The following is a 15442-nucleotide window of genomic DNA, read 5'->3' as shown; positions in this document are numbered from 1 at the left end:
GGGACTTGTGTTCGTGGTGAGGGGAAATCTGTTCGCGGGTGGGTCGCTTTGCGAATCTGACGTCGAGGCGTTCGGCACCGAATAGACGGTGTGGGGCGCGGTGCGACGATGGAGGGTTGCGACGATGGCGGGCGAGCACGAGCAGGGCGACGCGGGGCGCGAGACGGACGAGTCGGAGGACTTGGGTGCGCCTGCGGAACTGGAGGTTCCGGCGCTGTCGCGGCGAAAGCTGTTCGCGGGGGCGGGGATCGCGGCGGCCGTGGTGGCCGGTGGCGGGGTGGGGGCCTGGCTGACCACGCGGCGGACGCCGGGGGCGGGGCCGGTGAATCGGGCGTTGAAGATCGGGTTCGGGGGCGGGATCTGTGAGGCGCCGCTGTTCGCGGCGCTGCACCAGGGGATTTTCGAGAAGCACGGGCTGCAGGTCGAGGTGGTCAAGACCGGGGCCGATGAGATCAAGGACGCGGTGGGGGCGGGGAAACTGGATGCCGCGCCGGGGATCTTCTTCTCGTGGTTGAAGCCGATCGAGCAGGGGATCGATGCCAAGCTGGCGGCGGGGCTGCACGAAGGGTGCCTGCGCATCATCGTGCCGCCGGACAGTCCGATCACCTCGGTGGCGCAACTGCGGAACAAGACCATCGGGGTGGCGGCGATCGGCGATTCGTCGATGTCGTTCTTCTCGCTGGATCTGCTGGACGCGGGAATCAATCCGAGTCAGGACGTGGAGTGGCGGGTCTTCCCCGGCGATCAGCTGGGCGACGCGTTGGCGCGCGGCGAGATCCAGGCGGTCGCGGGCAGTGACCCGAATGCGTTGCTGCCGCTGTTGAAGGGCAAGGCGCGCGAGCTCACCAACAATCAGCAGGGCGCGAACCGGGAGCTGTTCTGCTGCGCGACCGCCATCAACGGTCGGCTGCTGCGGGAGGATCCGGATACCGCGCGGGCGCTGGTCACGGCCTGGGCGGAGGGCAGCCGCTGGGTGGGGGCGAATCTCGGGCAGACCGCGGCGCTCGAGGTGGACAACAAGTACGTGGCGGCGGATCTCACGGTGGTCGAGTCGACGCTGAAGACCTATGGCTACAACCCGTCAGCGGTGAAGTTCAAGCCGGAGATCACGCCGGGCATCGAGAAGTTCGCCAAGACCGGATATCTGGATCGCAAGACCGACTCGCGGGTGCTGGCCGACAAGGTGTTCGCGGATCTGGGTTTGACGTGGTGACGACCGCTCCGGCGGAAACCGTTGCCGCCGACGCGGAGCGGGAGGCGGCGACTCGACCTGCCGTGGTCCGGTATTCGCCGACGCTCGGGTTCGTGACGGCCTGGTCGCTGTGGGTGCTGACGGCGGCGGTGACGCTGGTCGTCCCCGACCGATTGACCGCGGCCGCGCCGACCGCGGCGGGAATCCTGTTCGCCACCATCGCCTTCGGGCTGACCGCCTGGGCGGCCGTCGCCTATCGCAGTCGCGCGGTGACCGTGCGGCTGCGGCACTGGACCCCGTGGCTCGGGGTGCTGGCGGCGTGGATCCTGGTGTGGGAGTACAGCACCGCCAAGAGCGGCTGGCTGGTGCCGCCGCACTTCGCGTCGCCGCAGCAGATGCTGCTGGTGTTCTGGGAGGACGGCGGGCTGCTGCTGTCGTGCACCTGGCATTCGCTGTTGTTGCTCGCCACCGGGTTCACGCTCGGCGCGGTGGGCGGGCTGCTCACCGGGATCGCCACCGGATGGTCGAAAAGCGTGGCGTACTGGTCGCATCCGATTCTGCTGACGCTCGGGCCGGTGCCGCCCGCGACGATCCTGCCGGTGGTGTTCATCCTGTTTCCCAGCACGTATCTGGGCAGTGTGTTCATGGTGGCGCTGGGGGTGTGGTTCCCGGTGTCGTTCCTGACCCGGGTGGGTGTGTCGGGGGTCGCGCGCGGGTATTTCGATGTGGCGCAGACGCTCGGGGCTTCGAATCGTTTTCTGATCTGGCGGGTGGCGGTGCCGGGTGCGCTGCCGAGCATTTTCACCGGGCTGTTCATGGGACTGTGCGCCTCGTTGACGGCGTTGGCGGTGGCGGAATTGCTCGGGGTGAAGAACGGGCTCGGCTGGTACATCCAGTGGACGAAGGGGTGGGCGGCGTATCCGCGGATGTACGCGGCGATCGTGATCATGATCGCGGTGTGCGCCACCGCGATCGTCGGATTGCTCCGGCTGCGCAATCGCGCGCTGGCCTGGCAGAAGGATCTGGTGCGGTGGTGAGGGACGGGATCGCGATCGATATCGAGGGTGTGTCCCACCAGTTCTCGGTGGATGGGGCGCGCAAGCGCAGCGTGCTGGATCGGGTGTTGGGGCGGCCCGCGCCGGAGCCGACCCGGGCACAGGAATTGGGTCGGCTGCGGGTGCTGACAGATATCTCGCTGCGCATCGAGCCGGGGCAGTTCGTGGCCCTGCTGGGGCCGTCGGGGTGCGGGAAGTCGACGCTGTTGCGGCTGCTGGCCGGGCTCGAGCGGCCGTCGCGGGGGACGTTGCGCGCGGACGGCGAGCTCATTGCCGCGCCGGATCCACACCGCGCGTTGATGTTCCAGGATCCCACCCTGTATCCGTGGCGGACGGTCGAACAGAACGTCGCGCTCGGCCCGCAGGCGCGCGGCACGCTGGGAGCCGAACGGGAACGGGTCACCGAGGCGCTGGAACTCGTCGGCCTGCACGGCTTCCGGGACTCGTATCCGGCGCAGCTGTCCGGTGGGATGGCGCAGCGGGTGGCGCTGGCGCGGGCCCTGGTCAATCGGCCGCGGCTGTTCCTGCTGGACGAACCGCTGGGCAAGCTCGACGCGCTCACCCGCGCCACCCTGCAGGGGGAGATCGCGCGGCTGTGGGAACGGGACCGATTCACCGCGGTGCTGGTCACCCACGATGTGGACGAGGCGCTGCGGCTGGCCGACCGGGTCGTGGTGTTCACGCCCCGGCCGGGAAAAGTGGTGCGGGACTTGGCGATCGAGCTACCGCGCCCGCGTGATCACGACGACCCCGAATATCTTCGACTGCGCCGGGAGCTGTTCACAGCGCTCGGCGAGACAGGCAGGGCAGCCGCATGACCGGTGTTTCCACCCGCGGCACAGGTGTGCTCGACTCCGTCGCCGAGGCCATCGGCCACACGCCGCTGGTGCGGCTCAATCGGGTGATCGACGATATTCGCGCCACCGTGTACGTGAAGCTCGAATACCTCAATCCCGGTGGGAGTGTGAAGGATCGGGCCGCGCTCGGCATGCTGCTCGCCGCCGAGCAGGCCGGGGAGCTGCGGCCGGGCGGGACGGTGGTCGAGGCGAGTTCCGGCAATACCGGGCTCGGGCTGGCGGCGCTGGCGGCGGCACGCGGGTACCGGACCGTGGTTGTGGTGCCGGATCGGGTGAGCGCGGAGAAGAAGGCGCTGCTGCGGGCGCACGGGGCGGAAGTGCACGAGACGCCCGGGCTGCGGCCGGTCGATCATCCCGAGCATCTGCGGTCGGTGGCCTTGCGGCTGACCGCGGAGATTCCGGGGGCCTGGTTCGCGGGACAGTACGACAATCCCGCCAACCCGGCCGCGCACAAGGCCACCACCGGGCCCGAGATCTGGGATCAGACCGGCGGGCGCGTCACGCATTTCGTGGCGGGGGTCGGGACCGGCGGGACCATCACCGGGACCGGCGAGTACCTGAAAGAGGCATCCGACGGTGCCGTCCGGGTGATCGGGGCGGACCCGGTGACCTCCGTGTACGGCGGCGGGGACGGGCGGATCTGGTACGTCGAGGCGGTCGGGCATTTTTTGCATCCGGAGACGGCGGCCGACGAATGGCCCGAGTCGTATCACCCGGAGGTGGTGGACGGGATCGAGCGGATCGCCGACGCCGAAGCCATTCGGGTACTGCATCGGATCGCGCGGGAAGAAGGGCTGCTGCTGGGTGGCTCGTCGGGGACGGCCATCGCGGCGGCACTGCGGACCGCGCGGACGCTGGGGCCCGAGGATGTGGTGGTGGTCGTCGCGCCGGACTCGGGGCGGGCTTATCTGTCGAAGTATTACAACGACGAATGGCTGGGGAGCCTGGGGTTCCCGCTCACCACGAAGGTGAACGGGCCCACGGTGGGCGATGTGGTGGGCGGGCTCGATCGTGATGCGGACCTGGCGGCGGTGCCGTCCGGTGCGACGGTCGCCGAGGCGCGGGTGCTGCTGGGAAGCGGTCCGGCATTGCCGGTCGTACTGCAGCGCACGGCATCCGGGCCGACCGTGGTGGCCGAGATTCTCGGCTCGGTCAGTGCCGAAACCCTCGCCGGCGCACCCGCTGCCGATCCGGTCGGCGCGCATCTGGGAGCGCCGCTGCCGTTCACCGGCACCAGCGAACCGCTGCAGCAGGCGCTCATCCGTCTCGCCGGGCATACCGGACCGGTCGTCATCGCACACGAGGGACGGGCCGTCGCGGTGATCGCGGGGCTCGCCGAATCAACGGAACAGGAAGAAACACAGTGATATTCGCACGTTGGATCGCCGGCACGCTGCTGGTGGCGGGACTCGGGCTCACCGGAGCCGGGACCGCTGCCGCGCATGTCGGGGTCAGCGCACCCGACGCCGAGCCGGGCGGGTTCGCGGTGGTGACGGTGCGGGTGCCGACCGAGTCGGCGACGGCGGGCACGGTGAAGCTGGAAATCACGCTGCCGCAGGATCATCCGCTGGCAGTGGTGCGCAACGAGGCCGTCGCCGGATGGGATGTGACGCAGAAGCGCGCCACCCTGGGGACGCCTGTGGATAACGGGCACGGTGGCAAAGTCACCGACTACGTTTCCAGCGTCACCTTCACCGCGAAGGACGGGGTCTCGATCCGGCCCGGGGAATTCGGAGAGTTCAAACTGCAGGTCGGTCCGCTGCCGCACGTGAGTGAACTGGCGTTCCCGGCCATCCAGACCTACAGCGACGGGTCGGTGGTGTCGTGGATCGAGCAATCCTCCGACGGCACGACACCGGACAAACCCGCACCCGTGTTGAAACTGTCGGGCGGGCACGACGATGCACACGAGCATCCGGCCGCCGCGCCGGATACCCGGGCGGCGCACCGGGATTCGCGGCTGGCGGTGGCGGCGCTGGTGGTCGCGCTCGGTGCGCTCGCCCTGTCTGCCGCGCCGAAGCTCAGGCGTCTCCGCGTCAAACGTTGACGATGCTTCGAGAATCGACGCCGCTGCTATCGCATGGCGTGCGGCGCGCGGTGGTCACCGCGTTGTGCGCGGCCGGATTGGTGCTGGCCACGGTATTTCTCGGTGCCGCAGCGGCTTCCGCGCACGCCGTCCTGGTGAGCAGTGACCCGGGCTACGGTGCGATGGTCGACCACGCGCCCGCGCGGGTATCGATCACCTTCGACGAACCGGTGACGGCCGCACAGAACGCGGTCACCGTCGCCGACCGGGACGGCGCTCGCGCCGATGACGGTTCGCCGGCGACCGCGGATGGTGGCCGGACGGTGGTGGTGCCCTTGCGCCCCGGCCTGTCCGACGGCACCTACCTACTCGGCTGGTCCCTACTGTCGGCCGACGGGCATGTGGTCGCGGGCTCGATTGTCTTCGGCATCGGCGTCCCACCCGACCTGACGGTGACCGCGGCCCCACCCGACCCGCTGATCGCCACACTGGACACGGTGGTGCGCCTGCTCACCGCTCTCGGCTATCTGGGAATCGCACTGGCGGTGGGTATCCCACTGGCGGTCCGGTTGATCTGGACGGAAGCTGCACACTCCCGGGCGATTACCCAACTGACCCGGGTCGGCGCGGCCGCCGTATCCGGCACCGCGCTGGCGGCTTTCGCTCTCATCCCGGGACGGCTCGGTGGCGCGGCAGGCTGGGGCGAGCCACGCACGTGGATACAGTCGGCGATCTCCTTGGCCGGCGCGGTGCTGCTGGCCAAGGCGATGGGGGCGATAGCGCTCGCTTACGCCGCGACCGCGTCGAGCCGGCGTGCTGGATCGATCATGGCGGTGTCGGGAACCGTTGTGGTGCTGGCCCAGGCCGCGTCCGGGCATGCCGCAGCGGGGGAGTATCGCTGGGCGGCAGTGGTTTCGACGGTGCTGCATGTGGTCGCCATGGCCGTGTGGGTTGGCGGGGTCATGGTGGTGGTGCTGGCCTGGCGGACGTCGCGGCGAGTTCGGGTGGTGGCGCGGTTCGGATCCGTGGCAGCCGGGGCGGTAGCGGCGTTGGCGGTCAGCGGCGTGTTTCAGGCCTGGCGGGCGGTGAGTCCGGTTGCAGCGCTGTGGAGTACGTCGTGGGGGCTGCTGCTGATCGCCAAGTTGTCTCTGGTCGCGGTCGCGCTCGGGGTTGCAGTGGCGGTACGGCGATGGGCGGCAGGTAACCGGCGGCGCGAGAGCGTGGGTATGTCCTGGGTGGTGCGCGCGGAGTTGGGTGCGCAGGTTGCCGTGCTGGTCGTGACCGCATTGTTGACCGGGGTTGCGCCTGCTCGGGATACGTATGATCCGGCGGTTGCGTTGGATGTTCCGGTCGGGGCGCTCACTGCCCACGTGAATATTGATGGGGCGCATGCCGGGCCGCAGAAAATCACTGTGCGGCTGAAGGATTCGGCAGGGTTACCGAGGGGAGCCTTGGAGGTGACCGGGCGGCTGGAGCGGGACGGAGGTGGGATCGGGCCGGTGGAGGTGGTGTTTCGGCGGGTGGAACCCGTCGAGATCGGGCCGGATTACTTTGTGTCGCGGCCGGTTCGGGTGCCGGTGGCGGGGGAGTGGCGGTTGCGGTTGACCGTGGTGGCGGATCGGGTGAGTGGATACGCCGCCACGGTGCCGTATCGGGTGTGGTGAGGGTTAGGAGACGAGGCCGCGGCCGGTGGTGAGGGGGAGGTCGGTGGCCGTCAGGAGGCCGGGGCGGGCTGCGATTACGGCGGGGACGGCGCTGACCAGGCGGGCGGCGGTGCCGACGATGCCTGCTTCGGCGTGGTCGCCGTTGCTGTAGAGCTGGAGGTCGAGGAGGTAGTCGGGTTCGCCCTTGACTTCCACTCGGTAACAGCCCTTTCCGGCCGGTTGGGGCCAGTCGGGAGCGAGGTCGGGGTGCAGGCGGGTGGTGTGTTCGAGGGTGAGGATCTCGCGGCCGTCGCGGACTCCGTGCACCTGGAAGTGGAGGGCGGCGGCCGTGCCGGCGGCGATGGTGCGGCCACCGACCTTCAGGTCCTCGGTTGCCGGGAGGCGCTCGAAATGCTGTGTGACGGCGTCCAGTTCGATGTCGAGGGCGGCGGCGAGCTGGCGGATGACGCTGCCCCACGCGAGGGTGAGGATGGTCGGCTGCAGCAGTAGCGGCAGGTCGTCGAGGGCGCTGCCGAAGCCCATGATGTCGAAGAGCACCTTGGGGTTGTCGTAGGTGGAGTAGTCCATCACCTCCGAACAGATGATCTTGTCGATGCGCTCGGAACCACTGGTCAGCAGCAGCGGCAGCCAGTCGTTGGCCCAGCCGGGGTCGATGCCGTTGACCCACAGCGACGCGCCGCCCTCGTCGGCCGCCTCGATGATCGGGGCGATGGCCTCGTCGGGGAGGGTGCCGTAGGGGAACTGCAGGAAGACGGGGCTGCTGGAGACGACATTGATGCCGGCGCGCAGGAAGGTCTTCAGATCCTCCACGGCCTCCATCAGCCGGTCGTCGGCCATCGCGGTGTGGACGATGCAGTCGGGTTTCAAGGCCAGCAGCGCTGCGGCGTCCTGGGTTGCGGTGACACCGATCTCGCGGTCGAGACCGGCCAGTTCACCCGCATCCTTACCGGCCTTGCCGGGGCCGGAGACCCACACGCCGACCAGTTCGAGTTCGGGGCGGGCAATGATGGAACGCAGGGTGCGCCGGCCGACATTGCCGGTGCTCCACTGGACTACGCGATATGTCATGGGAGAACTCCTGGGGCGCAGCGGATCACAGGTCGGGAATGGGGAGGTCCAGGTTGGGCGCGGCGATACCGCCGTCGACCTCGATCACCTTGCCGGTGACGTAGCCGCCCGCACGGGAGCTCAGGTAGACGATGGCGGCGGCGATCTCCCACGGCTCACCGAGACGGTGCAGCGGGGTGGCGTCCTCCATCTGCTTCTTGATCTCCGGCTGCTGCGCAACGACTTCCAGTGCCGAGGTGAGCACCGAGCCGACCGCGATGGCATTGACGCGGATGCGCGGGGACAGGTCGGCGGCGGCCAGCCGGGTCCAGTGTGCGAGCGCGGCCTTGGCGGTGCCGTAGGCCAGGAAGCCGCGGCCCGGAGAGCGGCCCATCATCGAGGAGATATTGACGACCGAGCCGCCGTCGTTCTTCAGCATGTACGGCACCGCCGCCTGGGTGAGGGCGTGTGCGGTGGAGACATTGAACCGGAATGCCTCTTCGAGGAATTCGGGGGTGGTGGTGAGGAAGGTATTGGGCATGGTGCCGCCGACATTGTTGACCACGATGTCGAGGCGGCCGAGTTCGGCGGCGGCGGTCTCGGCCAGTGCGGTGACGGCCGACAGGTCCGACAGGTCGGCGGGAACGGTGACGACCTTGCGGCCCAGGGCGCGGATCTGGTCCGCCACCTCGTCGAGTTGGGAGGCGGTGCGGGCCGAGATGGCCACGTCCGCACCGGCTTCGGCGAGGGCGAGGGCGGTGGCGGCACCGATGCCGCGGCCCGCGCCGGTCACGACGGCAACGCGGCCGTCCAGTCGGAAGGTGTCCAGGATCATCGCGAAATCAGTCCTTCTGCGTGACGACAGTCACAAGCAGCTTTAAGCATTTACTCTTAACCGTCAAGGACAAGTTCTTTATTCGCTGGTGAACGGCTATCGTGCAGGCTGTGGCAAAGGAGTTACCGGTGACCGGGGCGCGCGAGCGCATCATTCTCGCGGCGGAGCAACTGATCGCCGAGCGTGGGCAGGCGGTGCCGCTGCGTGATATCGCGGCGGCCGCGGAACAGCGCAATAATTCGGCGATCCAGTACCACTTCGGATCCCGCGACGGGCTGATTCTGGCCGTGGTCGAATACCGGCTCGCCACCCTGGAGGTGCGGCGGCTGGAACTGCTCGCCGAACAGGCCGGAGCCGGCGCGACCGGGGTGCACGACCTGCTCGAGGCGCTGGTCATTCCCATGCTGGAACTGAGCGATCGGCACGGGATCCACCACTACGCGCGGTTTCTCGAACAGATCCACACCCACCCGGCGGTCACCGATGCCGCCAACCTGGACTCCGCGCGGCGCACCTCGGTGCGGGTGATCATGCGGCAACTGGAAGGCCGGCTCACCGAGCTGCCGAAACCGCTGCGGCTGAGGCGATTACGGGCGCTGCCCACGGTGCTGTTCGCGCTGCTCGCCGATCACGAACGGGCAGTCGAGGCCGGACGGGTGGCGGCGGGGGACGTGGCGTCCTGGGGTGAAATCGTCGACATGCTCGCGGGCGTGCTCACCGCACCGGTCGTCGAACGCGCACCCATTCGCTGACGCCCGGATTTCACCCTTGCAGAGAACGACAGCGGTCCGCGTCGAGACCAACACGACGCGGACCGCGAAAACAATGCAGTCGGAACGACTTACCGCTGCTGCGGTGGGTAGTTCGGCGGCGTCTGCGAGTAACCCGGCTGGTAGCCCTGCTGCTGATATCCGCTCGGCTGCGTCGGATAGCCGTGCGGGCCGGCCTGATTCGGCTGCGGCGCGGGCCCGTTCGCCCGGGTGGGATAACCCTGCGGTGCGGGGGCGTAGCCCTGAGCCGGACCCTGGGGAGCGAACTGTCCGCCCGGTGCGGGATAGCCCGGCTGCGGGGCCGGGTAGCCCGGACCACTCGGAGGCGGCGGATATCCCTGGTTCGGTGCGCCCGCGGGTGGCGGGAGGTACCCGGACGGTGCCGGATAACCCTGGGCGGGAGTGTTCTGGTGGTCGTAGGGGCTCGGGGCCTGGGTATAGGCGGGAGCGAAACTCGACGCGGTGGTCGTGGATTGCCCCCTCTTCTTGAGCGCGAAATAGGCGCCCACGCAGATGAGGATGAAGACCAGCAGGCCGATGATGCCGAAGACACCGTCGATCAGCCGGACCCCGACCCGGATGAGAATAAGAACTGCGACGGCTCCGACCGCGGCCAGAATGCCGCGAATCTTGTTGCCGCCTTGGTTTTGTGGCATGAGTGGAATTCCCCCGACTCGAAAACGATGGCCGGGGCAGCATACCCAAGCGCGCTTGGCCGGGTGGGGTGCGAAGTTCAGTGCGACCTGGCAGGTGGGGGCCGGTGCGGCTACCGTTGGTGGTCGTGGATACCACGGCAGCAGTGACCCAATCGCCCGCGCGTTCGCGGTGGCTCGGCCTCGGGGCGCCGCTGTTGGCGGGCGGGGCGGTGGCCGGCGGGCTGGCGTTGCTGCATTTCCGGGATCCGCACGTGAGTGGGGCGTACGGGTACTGCCCCTTCTATGAGCTCACCGGGTGGTGGTGTCCCGGGTGCGGCGGGCTGCGCGGGCTGCACAATCTCACCGAGGGGCATGTGCTCGATGCCATCCACAGCAATCTGCTGCTGCTGCCGCTGACACTGGGATTCACGGCTTGGTGGGTGACCTGGCTGGTGGCGGGGTGGCGGGGTAAGCCGATGCCGCCGCGGCTACCGCAGGTACTGCCCAAACCGGCATTGTGGGTGGCACTGGCATTTCTGATCGTGTTCACCGTTGTGCGGAACACACCGTGGGGAAGCTGGATCGCACCCGTTTAGTCGGGGCATGCTCTGCGTATGAGCGATTCGCTGCGGGAGCGTGTGCGGGAGAAGCTGGTCCGGCAACTCGCCGAGGACGGGCCGATAGATGCGGATCTGGACGATGCCCGGCAGCTCTCGGTCCGCGAGGACCTCGAACTGCTGGACGCCGTGGCCGATGACGATCCGGTCATCGAAGACCTCGCGGCCCGCTATCTCGTGCCGTAGTTCAGAAGCCGCAGGGGGCCGCGCCGTCGGCCGAGTTGCCGAACGGGCGGGTTTCGGGGACCGGGTTCCAATGTCCTTCGGTGCGGCCGTAATTCCAGGCGGGGCCGTTTTCGACCAGGGTGGAGATGGCGTCGATGAGGCGGTCCACGTCGGCGGCGGTGGTGCCGAGGCCGATGCTGGCGCGCAGGGCCGCGTCCACGCCGAGGCGGGCCAGCAGCGGGTGCGCGCAGAAGCGGCCGTCGCGGACGCCGATGCCGTGCTCGGCCGAGAGGTAGGCGGCCACCTGGCCGGGCTCGAAGCCGTCGACGGTGAAGGCGACGATGCCGACGGCGTCGGTGCTGTCACGCCAGATACGCAGGAAGTTCACGCCCGGAACGGTTTTCAGGCCGTAGCGCAGGCGGTGGGTGAGGTACTGCTCGTGCTCGATGACGGTGGTCTCGTCCAGATCGGCGAGGGCGTCGCAGGCGGCGGCCAGGGCGGCCACGCCCAGCACGTTCGGGGAACCGGCCTCGTGACGCTGCGGGGCCGGGGCCCACTCGACGCCGTCGGTGGTCACCGAGCGCACCGCGCCGCCACCGGCCAGGTACGGCTCGGCCTTGTCGAGCCAGTCGCGGCGGCCGACCAGCACGCCCGCGCCGAACGGTGCGTACGCCTTGTGGCCGGAGAAGGCCAGGTAGTCGATGCCGGCGGTCTGCAGATCGATGCGGCGGTGCGGGGCCAGCTGGGCCGCGTCGACCAGGATGCGGGTGCCGCACTGGTGGGCGATCCAGGCCAGCCGCTCCAGCGGCAGCAGTTCGCCGGTCACATTGGAGGCACCGGTAACCGCCAGCAGCGCAGCGGGTTTCGAGCACAGCTCGGCGACGACGCGCTGAATGGTCTCCTCGATGGTGTCGGCGACGGCCACCACCCGGCGGCCGTGCCGGGTCCAGGGCAGGAAGTTGGCGTGATGCTCGACATCCAGTACCACGGTGTCGCCGGGCACACAGGAGGCCAGCAGGTTCAGCGAGTCGGTGGTGTTGCGGGTGAAGACGACGACCTGGTCGTCGGCCGCGTTCAGGAAGCGGGCGACCGAGCCGCGGGCCGACTCGTAGCAGTCGGTGGAGACCCGGGAGGCGTAGCCCGCGCCCCGGTGCACGCTGGCATAGAACGGCAGTAGCTCGGCGACGCGATCGGTGACCTGCTTCAGCGCGGGAGCGCTGGCGGCGTAGTCGAAGTTGGCGTAGCCGATGGTGCCGCCCTGTACGAGCGGCACCTGGAGATCACAGCCGGACACGGTGGCGAGGGGGGCACAGGTCTGGTCGGCGAATGCGGTCATCACGAAATCCCATCGGATTCATGGACACACGATCGAGCTGTATCCCCTTCAAGAGGGCAAGTGATCGAGAGTCCGCGCTTGCCGCGCCCGGTCGGGCGGCGGCCCGGTCGTCACCTGGAGCACCCCACCGCGGAGGAGGGTTGCCGACCAGCTAGCCAGGGCTTAGTGCTGGTACTCATGACCTGATTGGAGACACTGGCAGATGCCGCGCGGACTTGTCAACCCCTCCCGGTCCGGGCGTCCGCCGTCACGATTTGCGCGCCGATACGCACCGCTCGAGGTCGGGCACTCGGATCTCGCGCCCGATCGGAGTCAGATAGCTCGCGGTGTGCTCCGGTCCGCCCGCCTGCTCGATCTCGTGCCAACCGTAATCCGCCAGTAGTGCCGAGACCTGATCCGGTTGCAGGCCGAAATGCCAGAGCGGCTGTCGCGCAACGAATCTGCGGTAGGTGGGAGCGCAGCCCTGAAGGTTGGTGCCGTCCAGAAAGTCTTGCCGGACATAGCTGAAGATGAGCTCGCTACCGGTCGCTGCCTTGCCGAGAACTGAAAGAGTCGCTCGGACAGCGGGTTCGGTCAGGTATTGCGTAACCCCTTCCCAGAGGAAGAGAGTCCGCGCGTCGAATCGGTATCCGTGCTCGATCAATACGGTGGCGAGATCGTCGGTCTCGAAGTCGATCGGCACCTGGGTCACGCTGTCGGGCAGCGGAATCCGCTTGCGCTTCTGGGCAATATTGATCGGCAGATCCACTTCGAAGGCGGGAATTCCGGCGGGTGCGGCCAAGCGCAGCGCCTTGGTGTCGAGTCCCGCACCGAGCACCACGACCGCCTCGATGCCCTCGGCGATCGCGGCCACGGTCCGGTCGTCGAAATATCGTTTGCGGCAGGCGAGACTCTCCCACGCGCCGACTCCCTCGCGGTTCATGACCGCGCGCAACAGCCGCCGCCCGGCCGGGAGCCGCACCAGCGGCCGCAGGCCCGCGGGCAGCATGCGCATCGCGAGTTCGTCTGTCAGAAAGCGCTTTTCGGCGGGCTCGAGGTCCTCGGCCGCGGCGATGAGAATCGGGATCAGGGATGTGTCAGCGGCGGTATTCGGCATGGTCGCGCTATCCTTTCCTGCACCGGCAAAGTATCTGAGTGGAGGAAGTAGTTGCATGAACGCAGATAAATCTAAGTCCTCCCACCCACAACCGTCAATGGATCGGCTCGAAGGGCCGTACCGCGAATACGTCACTGCGCAGGCCGTCATCGCCCAGGCCGCCGCGTCCGCGCTCGGCTTGGGGGCCACCGACTTCTTCGCGCTGAACCTCATCGCCCTGGCCGGATCGCTGACCGCGGGCGAACTCGCGTCGCGGACCGGACTGTCGACCGGTGCGGTCACCCGGCTCATCGACCGGCTGGAACAGGGCGGATTCGTCCGGCGGGTGCCGGATGCCACGGACCGTCGCAAGGTGCTGGTCGAGTCGATTCCGGATTCGGACGGCCGGATCGAAGCGGTGGTGGCCCCGCCGCGGGACCGGTTGGCGGAGATGTTCGCCGACTACGAGCCCGAGCAGCTCGAGGTGCTCTTCGACTACTTCACGCGGGCCACCATCGCGCTGCGGGAGGCCGCCCACGACATGCTCGACCGGCCCAAAAAGGTGTGATCGACGGCACGACCGTATCGGAAAAATCGTCCGAAAGTTGGAGTGGGTGGGCCGCAAAGTTCGAATCGCGAGATCGTTGCTGAAGCGTATGGTCGAAGGGAAGTTAGGGTAGCCAAAGTGGGGTGCCCCCGGAGTTGATCACGAGGAGCCTCGACCATGTTGGAGACCAGCACCCCGTTCTCGACGCTCATTCGCACCGCGACCGAGCAGCAGCACAACGAGGCGGAACACTCCACGTTCATGAGCGACCTGTTCGCCGGGCGGCTCGGGGTGGAGGCGTTCTACCGGTACACCTCGCAGCTCTGGTTCGTTTACGAAGCCCTCGAAAAGCATTCCGAGGCACTGGCTTCCGATGCCGTCGCGGGTCCGTTCGTCAAGCCCGAACTGGCGCGGCTGGCCTCCATCGAGGCCGATCTGGCCCACCTCGGTGGCGAGAACTGGCGCGATGAGCTGACCCCGCTGCCCTCCACCGCCGCCTACGCCGCCCGCATCGACGAGTGCGCGAGCGAGTGGCCTGCCGGGTACGTCGTGCACCACTACACCCGCTACCTGGGTGATCTCTCCGGTGGCCAGGTCATTCGTGATACCGCCGAGAAGCTGTGGAACCTGCCCAAGAAGGGCGACGGCGTGCGGTTCTACGTGTTCGACGGCATCGGCAATCCGGCCGCGTTCAAGCGTGATTACCGCCAGGCGCTGGATCAGCTGCCCCTCGAGGGCGCCGAGGTCGAGCGCACCCTTGACGAGGCTCGGCTCGCTTTCACCATGAACACCAACCTTTTCAGTGAACTCGGAGCGGAATTCAGCGCGCGGAACTGAGGACTCGCAACGAGCGAGGCCGTTGATCCTGTAATCCAGCAGGGTCGGCGGCCTCGTCTGCGGTCGGCCGCGTTCGTCGGGGGCGAGGTCGGCGGCTCTTGTGCTCGGGCGGGTGGTGAGTTGCCATGGTGGGTATGAGTTTTCCGCTGCTGCTGAGTTTCGTCGGGTTGTGCGTGCTGCTGGCGCTCACGCCGGGGCCGGATACCTTTCTGGTGCTGCGATTTTCGATGGCGGGATCGCGACCGGGGATCGCGGCGGCGGTGGGGTCGGCGTTCGGCGGGATCGTGTGGGCGACCGTCGTGGCCGCGGGGGTGGCGGCGTTGCTGGAGCAGTCCGCGACCGCGTATCGGACGCTGAAGGTGATCGGCGGGATCTACCTGCTGTACTTGGGGATTCGGGCGCTGCTCGCGCATCGGCGTGGGCAGGCGACCGAGGCGGCGGATGAGCCGGTGCCGCAAGGGAAACCGGTGAGCATGCACTCGGCATTCGCTGCGGGATTGCTGTCGTGCATCTTCAATCCGAAGGTGGGGTTGTTCTATCTCGCGGTGCTGCCGCAGTTCCTGACCCACGTGACATTTCTGAACACGCTCACCCTCGGCGCGATCGAATCCAGTGTCGCCGCAATCGAGATGGTGCTGCTGGCGGTGGCGGCCGCGCGGGCGGTGGCGCTGTTGAAGCGGCCGAAGGTCCGGGCCGGGCTGGAGCAGGCCAGTGCGGCGATCCTGGCGGCGCTGGGCCTGGGGACGGCGGCCTCGGCCGCGACCTAGCTCGGAGCCGGCAGCGG

General features: G+C 68.4%; 17 protein-coding genes and 1 riboswitch. Of the genes, 12 read left to right on the top strand and 5 right to left on the bottom strand.

The genetic code is table 11. From position 1 onward, the window contains the following. Positions 1 to 124: 124 nt before the first annotated feature. The 6 genes from ACFXHA_RS09555 to ACFXHA_RS09530 are packed head-to-tail and all read left to right on the top strand — an operon-like array spanning position 125 to position 6794. Positions 125 to 1213, top strand: coding sequence for an ABC transporter substrate-binding protein (locus tag ACFXHA_RS09555; RefSeq protein WP_379354733.1), 1089 nt, complete (start codon positions 125 to 127; stop codon positions 1211 to 1213). Next, positions 1210 to 2229 carry an ABC transporter permease gene (locus ACFXHA_RS09550; protein ID WP_379354731.1) on the top strand — a complete coding sequence of 340 codons (1020 nt, stop codon included), beginning with the start codon at positions 1210 to 1212 and terminating at the stop codon, positions 2227 to 2229. Before ACFXHA_RS09555 ends, ACFXHA_RS09550 begins: the two co-directional genes overlap by 4 nt. Further along, complete coding sequence (locus ACFXHA_RS09545) at positions 2223 to 3065, top strand: ABC transporter ATP-binding protein (protein ID WP_379354729.1); 843 nt, start codon at positions 2223 to 2225, stop codon at positions 3063 to 3065. Before ACFXHA_RS09550 ends, ACFXHA_RS09545 begins: the two co-directional genes overlap by 7 nt. Further along, positions 3062 to 4471 (top strand): PLP-dependent cysteine synthase family protein, encoded by a 1410-nt coding sequence (locus ACFXHA_RS09540; protein ID WP_379354727.1) that lies wholly within the window; start codon positions 3062 to 3064, stop codon positions 4469 to 4471. The genes ACFXHA_RS09545 and ACFXHA_RS09540 overlap by 4 nt, the downstream gene beginning before the upstream one ends. After that, a complete protein-coding gene (locus ACFXHA_RS09535; RefSeq protein WP_379354725.1) occupies positions 4468 to 5151 on the top strand; it encodes a YcnI family protein in 684 nt (227 codons plus the stop codon). The genes ACFXHA_RS09540 and ACFXHA_RS09535 overlap by 4 nt, the downstream gene beginning before the upstream one ends. A 2-nt stretch (positions 5152 to 5153) precedes the next feature. Beyond that, on the top strand, positions 5154 to 6794 hold the full coding sequence (locus tag ACFXHA_RS09530; RefSeq protein WP_379355043.1) for a copper resistance protein CopC: 1641 nt from the start codon (positions 5154 to 5156) through the stop codon (positions 6792 to 6794). Between the two features lie 3 nt (positions 6795 to 6797). Here ACFXHA_RS09530 and ACFXHA_RS09525 read toward each other — a convergent pair whose 3' ends face one another. Together ACFXHA_RS09525 and ACFXHA_RS09520 are read right to left on the bottom strand one after the other, a co-directional pair. Then, complete coding sequence (locus tag ACFXHA_RS09525) at positions 6798 to 7862, bottom strand: diacylglycerol kinase (RefSeq protein ID WP_379354723.1); 1065 nt, start codon at positions 7860 to 7862, stop codon at positions 6798 to 6800. A gap of 25 nt (positions 7863 to 7887) precedes the next feature. Next, positions 7888 to 8676 (bottom strand): SDR family oxidoreductase, encoded by a 789-nt coding sequence (locus tag ACFXHA_RS09520; RefSeq protein ID WP_379354721.1) that lies wholly within the window; start codon positions 8674 to 8676, stop codon positions 7888 to 7890. A gap of 128 nt (positions 8677 to 8804) precedes the next feature. Between ACFXHA_RS09520 and ACFXHA_RS09515 the strand changes: the two genes are divergently transcribed. Continuing rightward, positions 8805 to 9428: a TetR family transcriptional regulator gene (locus ACFXHA_RS09515; protein ID WP_379354719.1), complete on the top strand. Its 624-nt coding sequence runs from the start codon at positions 8805 to 8807 to the stop codon at positions 9426 to 9428. 89 nt (positions 9429 to 9517) lie between these two features. Here ACFXHA_RS09515 and ACFXHA_RS09510 read toward each other — a convergent pair whose 3' ends face one another. Further along, the gene (locus tag ACFXHA_RS09510; RefSeq protein WP_379354717.1) at positions 9518 to 10102 is read right to left on the bottom strand and encodes a hypothetical protein; all 585 of its coding nucleotides are present in this window, start codon (positions 10100 to 10102) and stop codon (positions 9518 to 9520) included. A gap of 125 nt (positions 10103 to 10227) precedes the next feature. On the opposite strand from ACFXHA_RS09510, the gene ACFXHA_RS09505 reads away from it, so the two are divergent. Together ACFXHA_RS09505 and ACFXHA_RS09500 are read left to right on the top strand one after the other, a co-directional pair. Beyond that, complete coding sequence (locus ACFXHA_RS09505; RefSeq protein ID WP_379354715.1) at positions 10228 to 10677, top strand: DUF2752 domain-containing protein; 450 nt, start codon at positions 10228 to 10230, stop codon at positions 10675 to 10677. 18 nt (positions 10678 to 10695) lie between these two features. Further along, the gene (locus ACFXHA_RS09500; protein WP_379354714.1) at positions 10696 to 10884 is read left to right on the top strand and encodes a hypothetical protein; all 189 of its coding nucleotides are present in this window, start codon (positions 10696 to 10698) and stop codon (positions 10882 to 10884) included. Position 10885: 1 nt separating this feature from the next. Here ACFXHA_RS09500 and ACFXHA_RS09495 read toward each other — a convergent pair whose 3' ends face one another. Then, positions 10886 to 12199: an aminotransferase class V-fold PLP-dependent enzyme gene (locus ACFXHA_RS09495; RefSeq protein WP_379354712.1), complete on the bottom strand. Its 1314-nt coding sequence runs from the start codon at positions 12197 to 12199 to the stop codon at positions 10886 to 10888. A gap of 69 nt (positions 12200 to 12268) precedes the next feature. Next, positions 12269 to 12382: riboswitch (SAM riboswitch) on the bottom strand. A 64-nt stretch (positions 12383 to 12446) separates the two neighbouring features. After that, entirely contained in the window at positions 12447 to 13295 is an 849-nt protein-coding gene (locus tag ACFXHA_RS09490) for a class I SAM-dependent methyltransferase (protein ID WP_379354710.1), read from the bottom strand. Positions 13296 to 13392: 97 nt separating this feature from the next. On the opposite strand from ACFXHA_RS09490, the gene ACFXHA_RS09485 reads away from it, so the two are divergent. The 3 genes from ACFXHA_RS09485 (at position 13393) to ACFXHA_RS09475 (ending at position 15425) form a co-directional block, all read left to right on the top strand. Next, positions 13393 to 13842, top strand: coding sequence for a MarR family winged helix-turn-helix transcriptional regulator (locus tag ACFXHA_RS09485; RefSeq protein ID WP_379354708.1), 450 nt, complete (start codon positions 13393 to 13395; stop codon positions 13840 to 13842). A 156-nt stretch (positions 13843 to 13998) separates the two neighbouring features. Next, positions 13999 to 14658 (top strand): heme oxygenase (biliverdin-producing), encoded by a 660-nt coding sequence (locus tag ACFXHA_RS09480; protein ID WP_379354706.1) that lies wholly within the window; start codon positions 13999 to 14001, stop codon positions 14656 to 14658. Between the two features lie 134 nt (positions 14659 to 14792). Then, positions 14793 to 15425: a LysE family translocator gene (locus ACFXHA_RS09475; protein ID WP_379354704.1), complete on the top strand. Its 633-nt coding sequence runs from the start codon at positions 14793 to 14795 to the stop codon at positions 15423 to 15425. Positions 15426 to 15442 lie beyond the last annotated feature (17 nt).

This window comes from Nocardia sp. NPDC059240 (genome assembly GCF_042753865.1).
Lineage (GTDB): Bacteria > Actinomycetota > Actinomycetes > Mycobacteriales > Mycobacteriaceae > Nocardia.
Note: the sequence above shows the minus strand (reverse complement) of the source record. Positions and strands in the feature narration are given on the sequence as shown.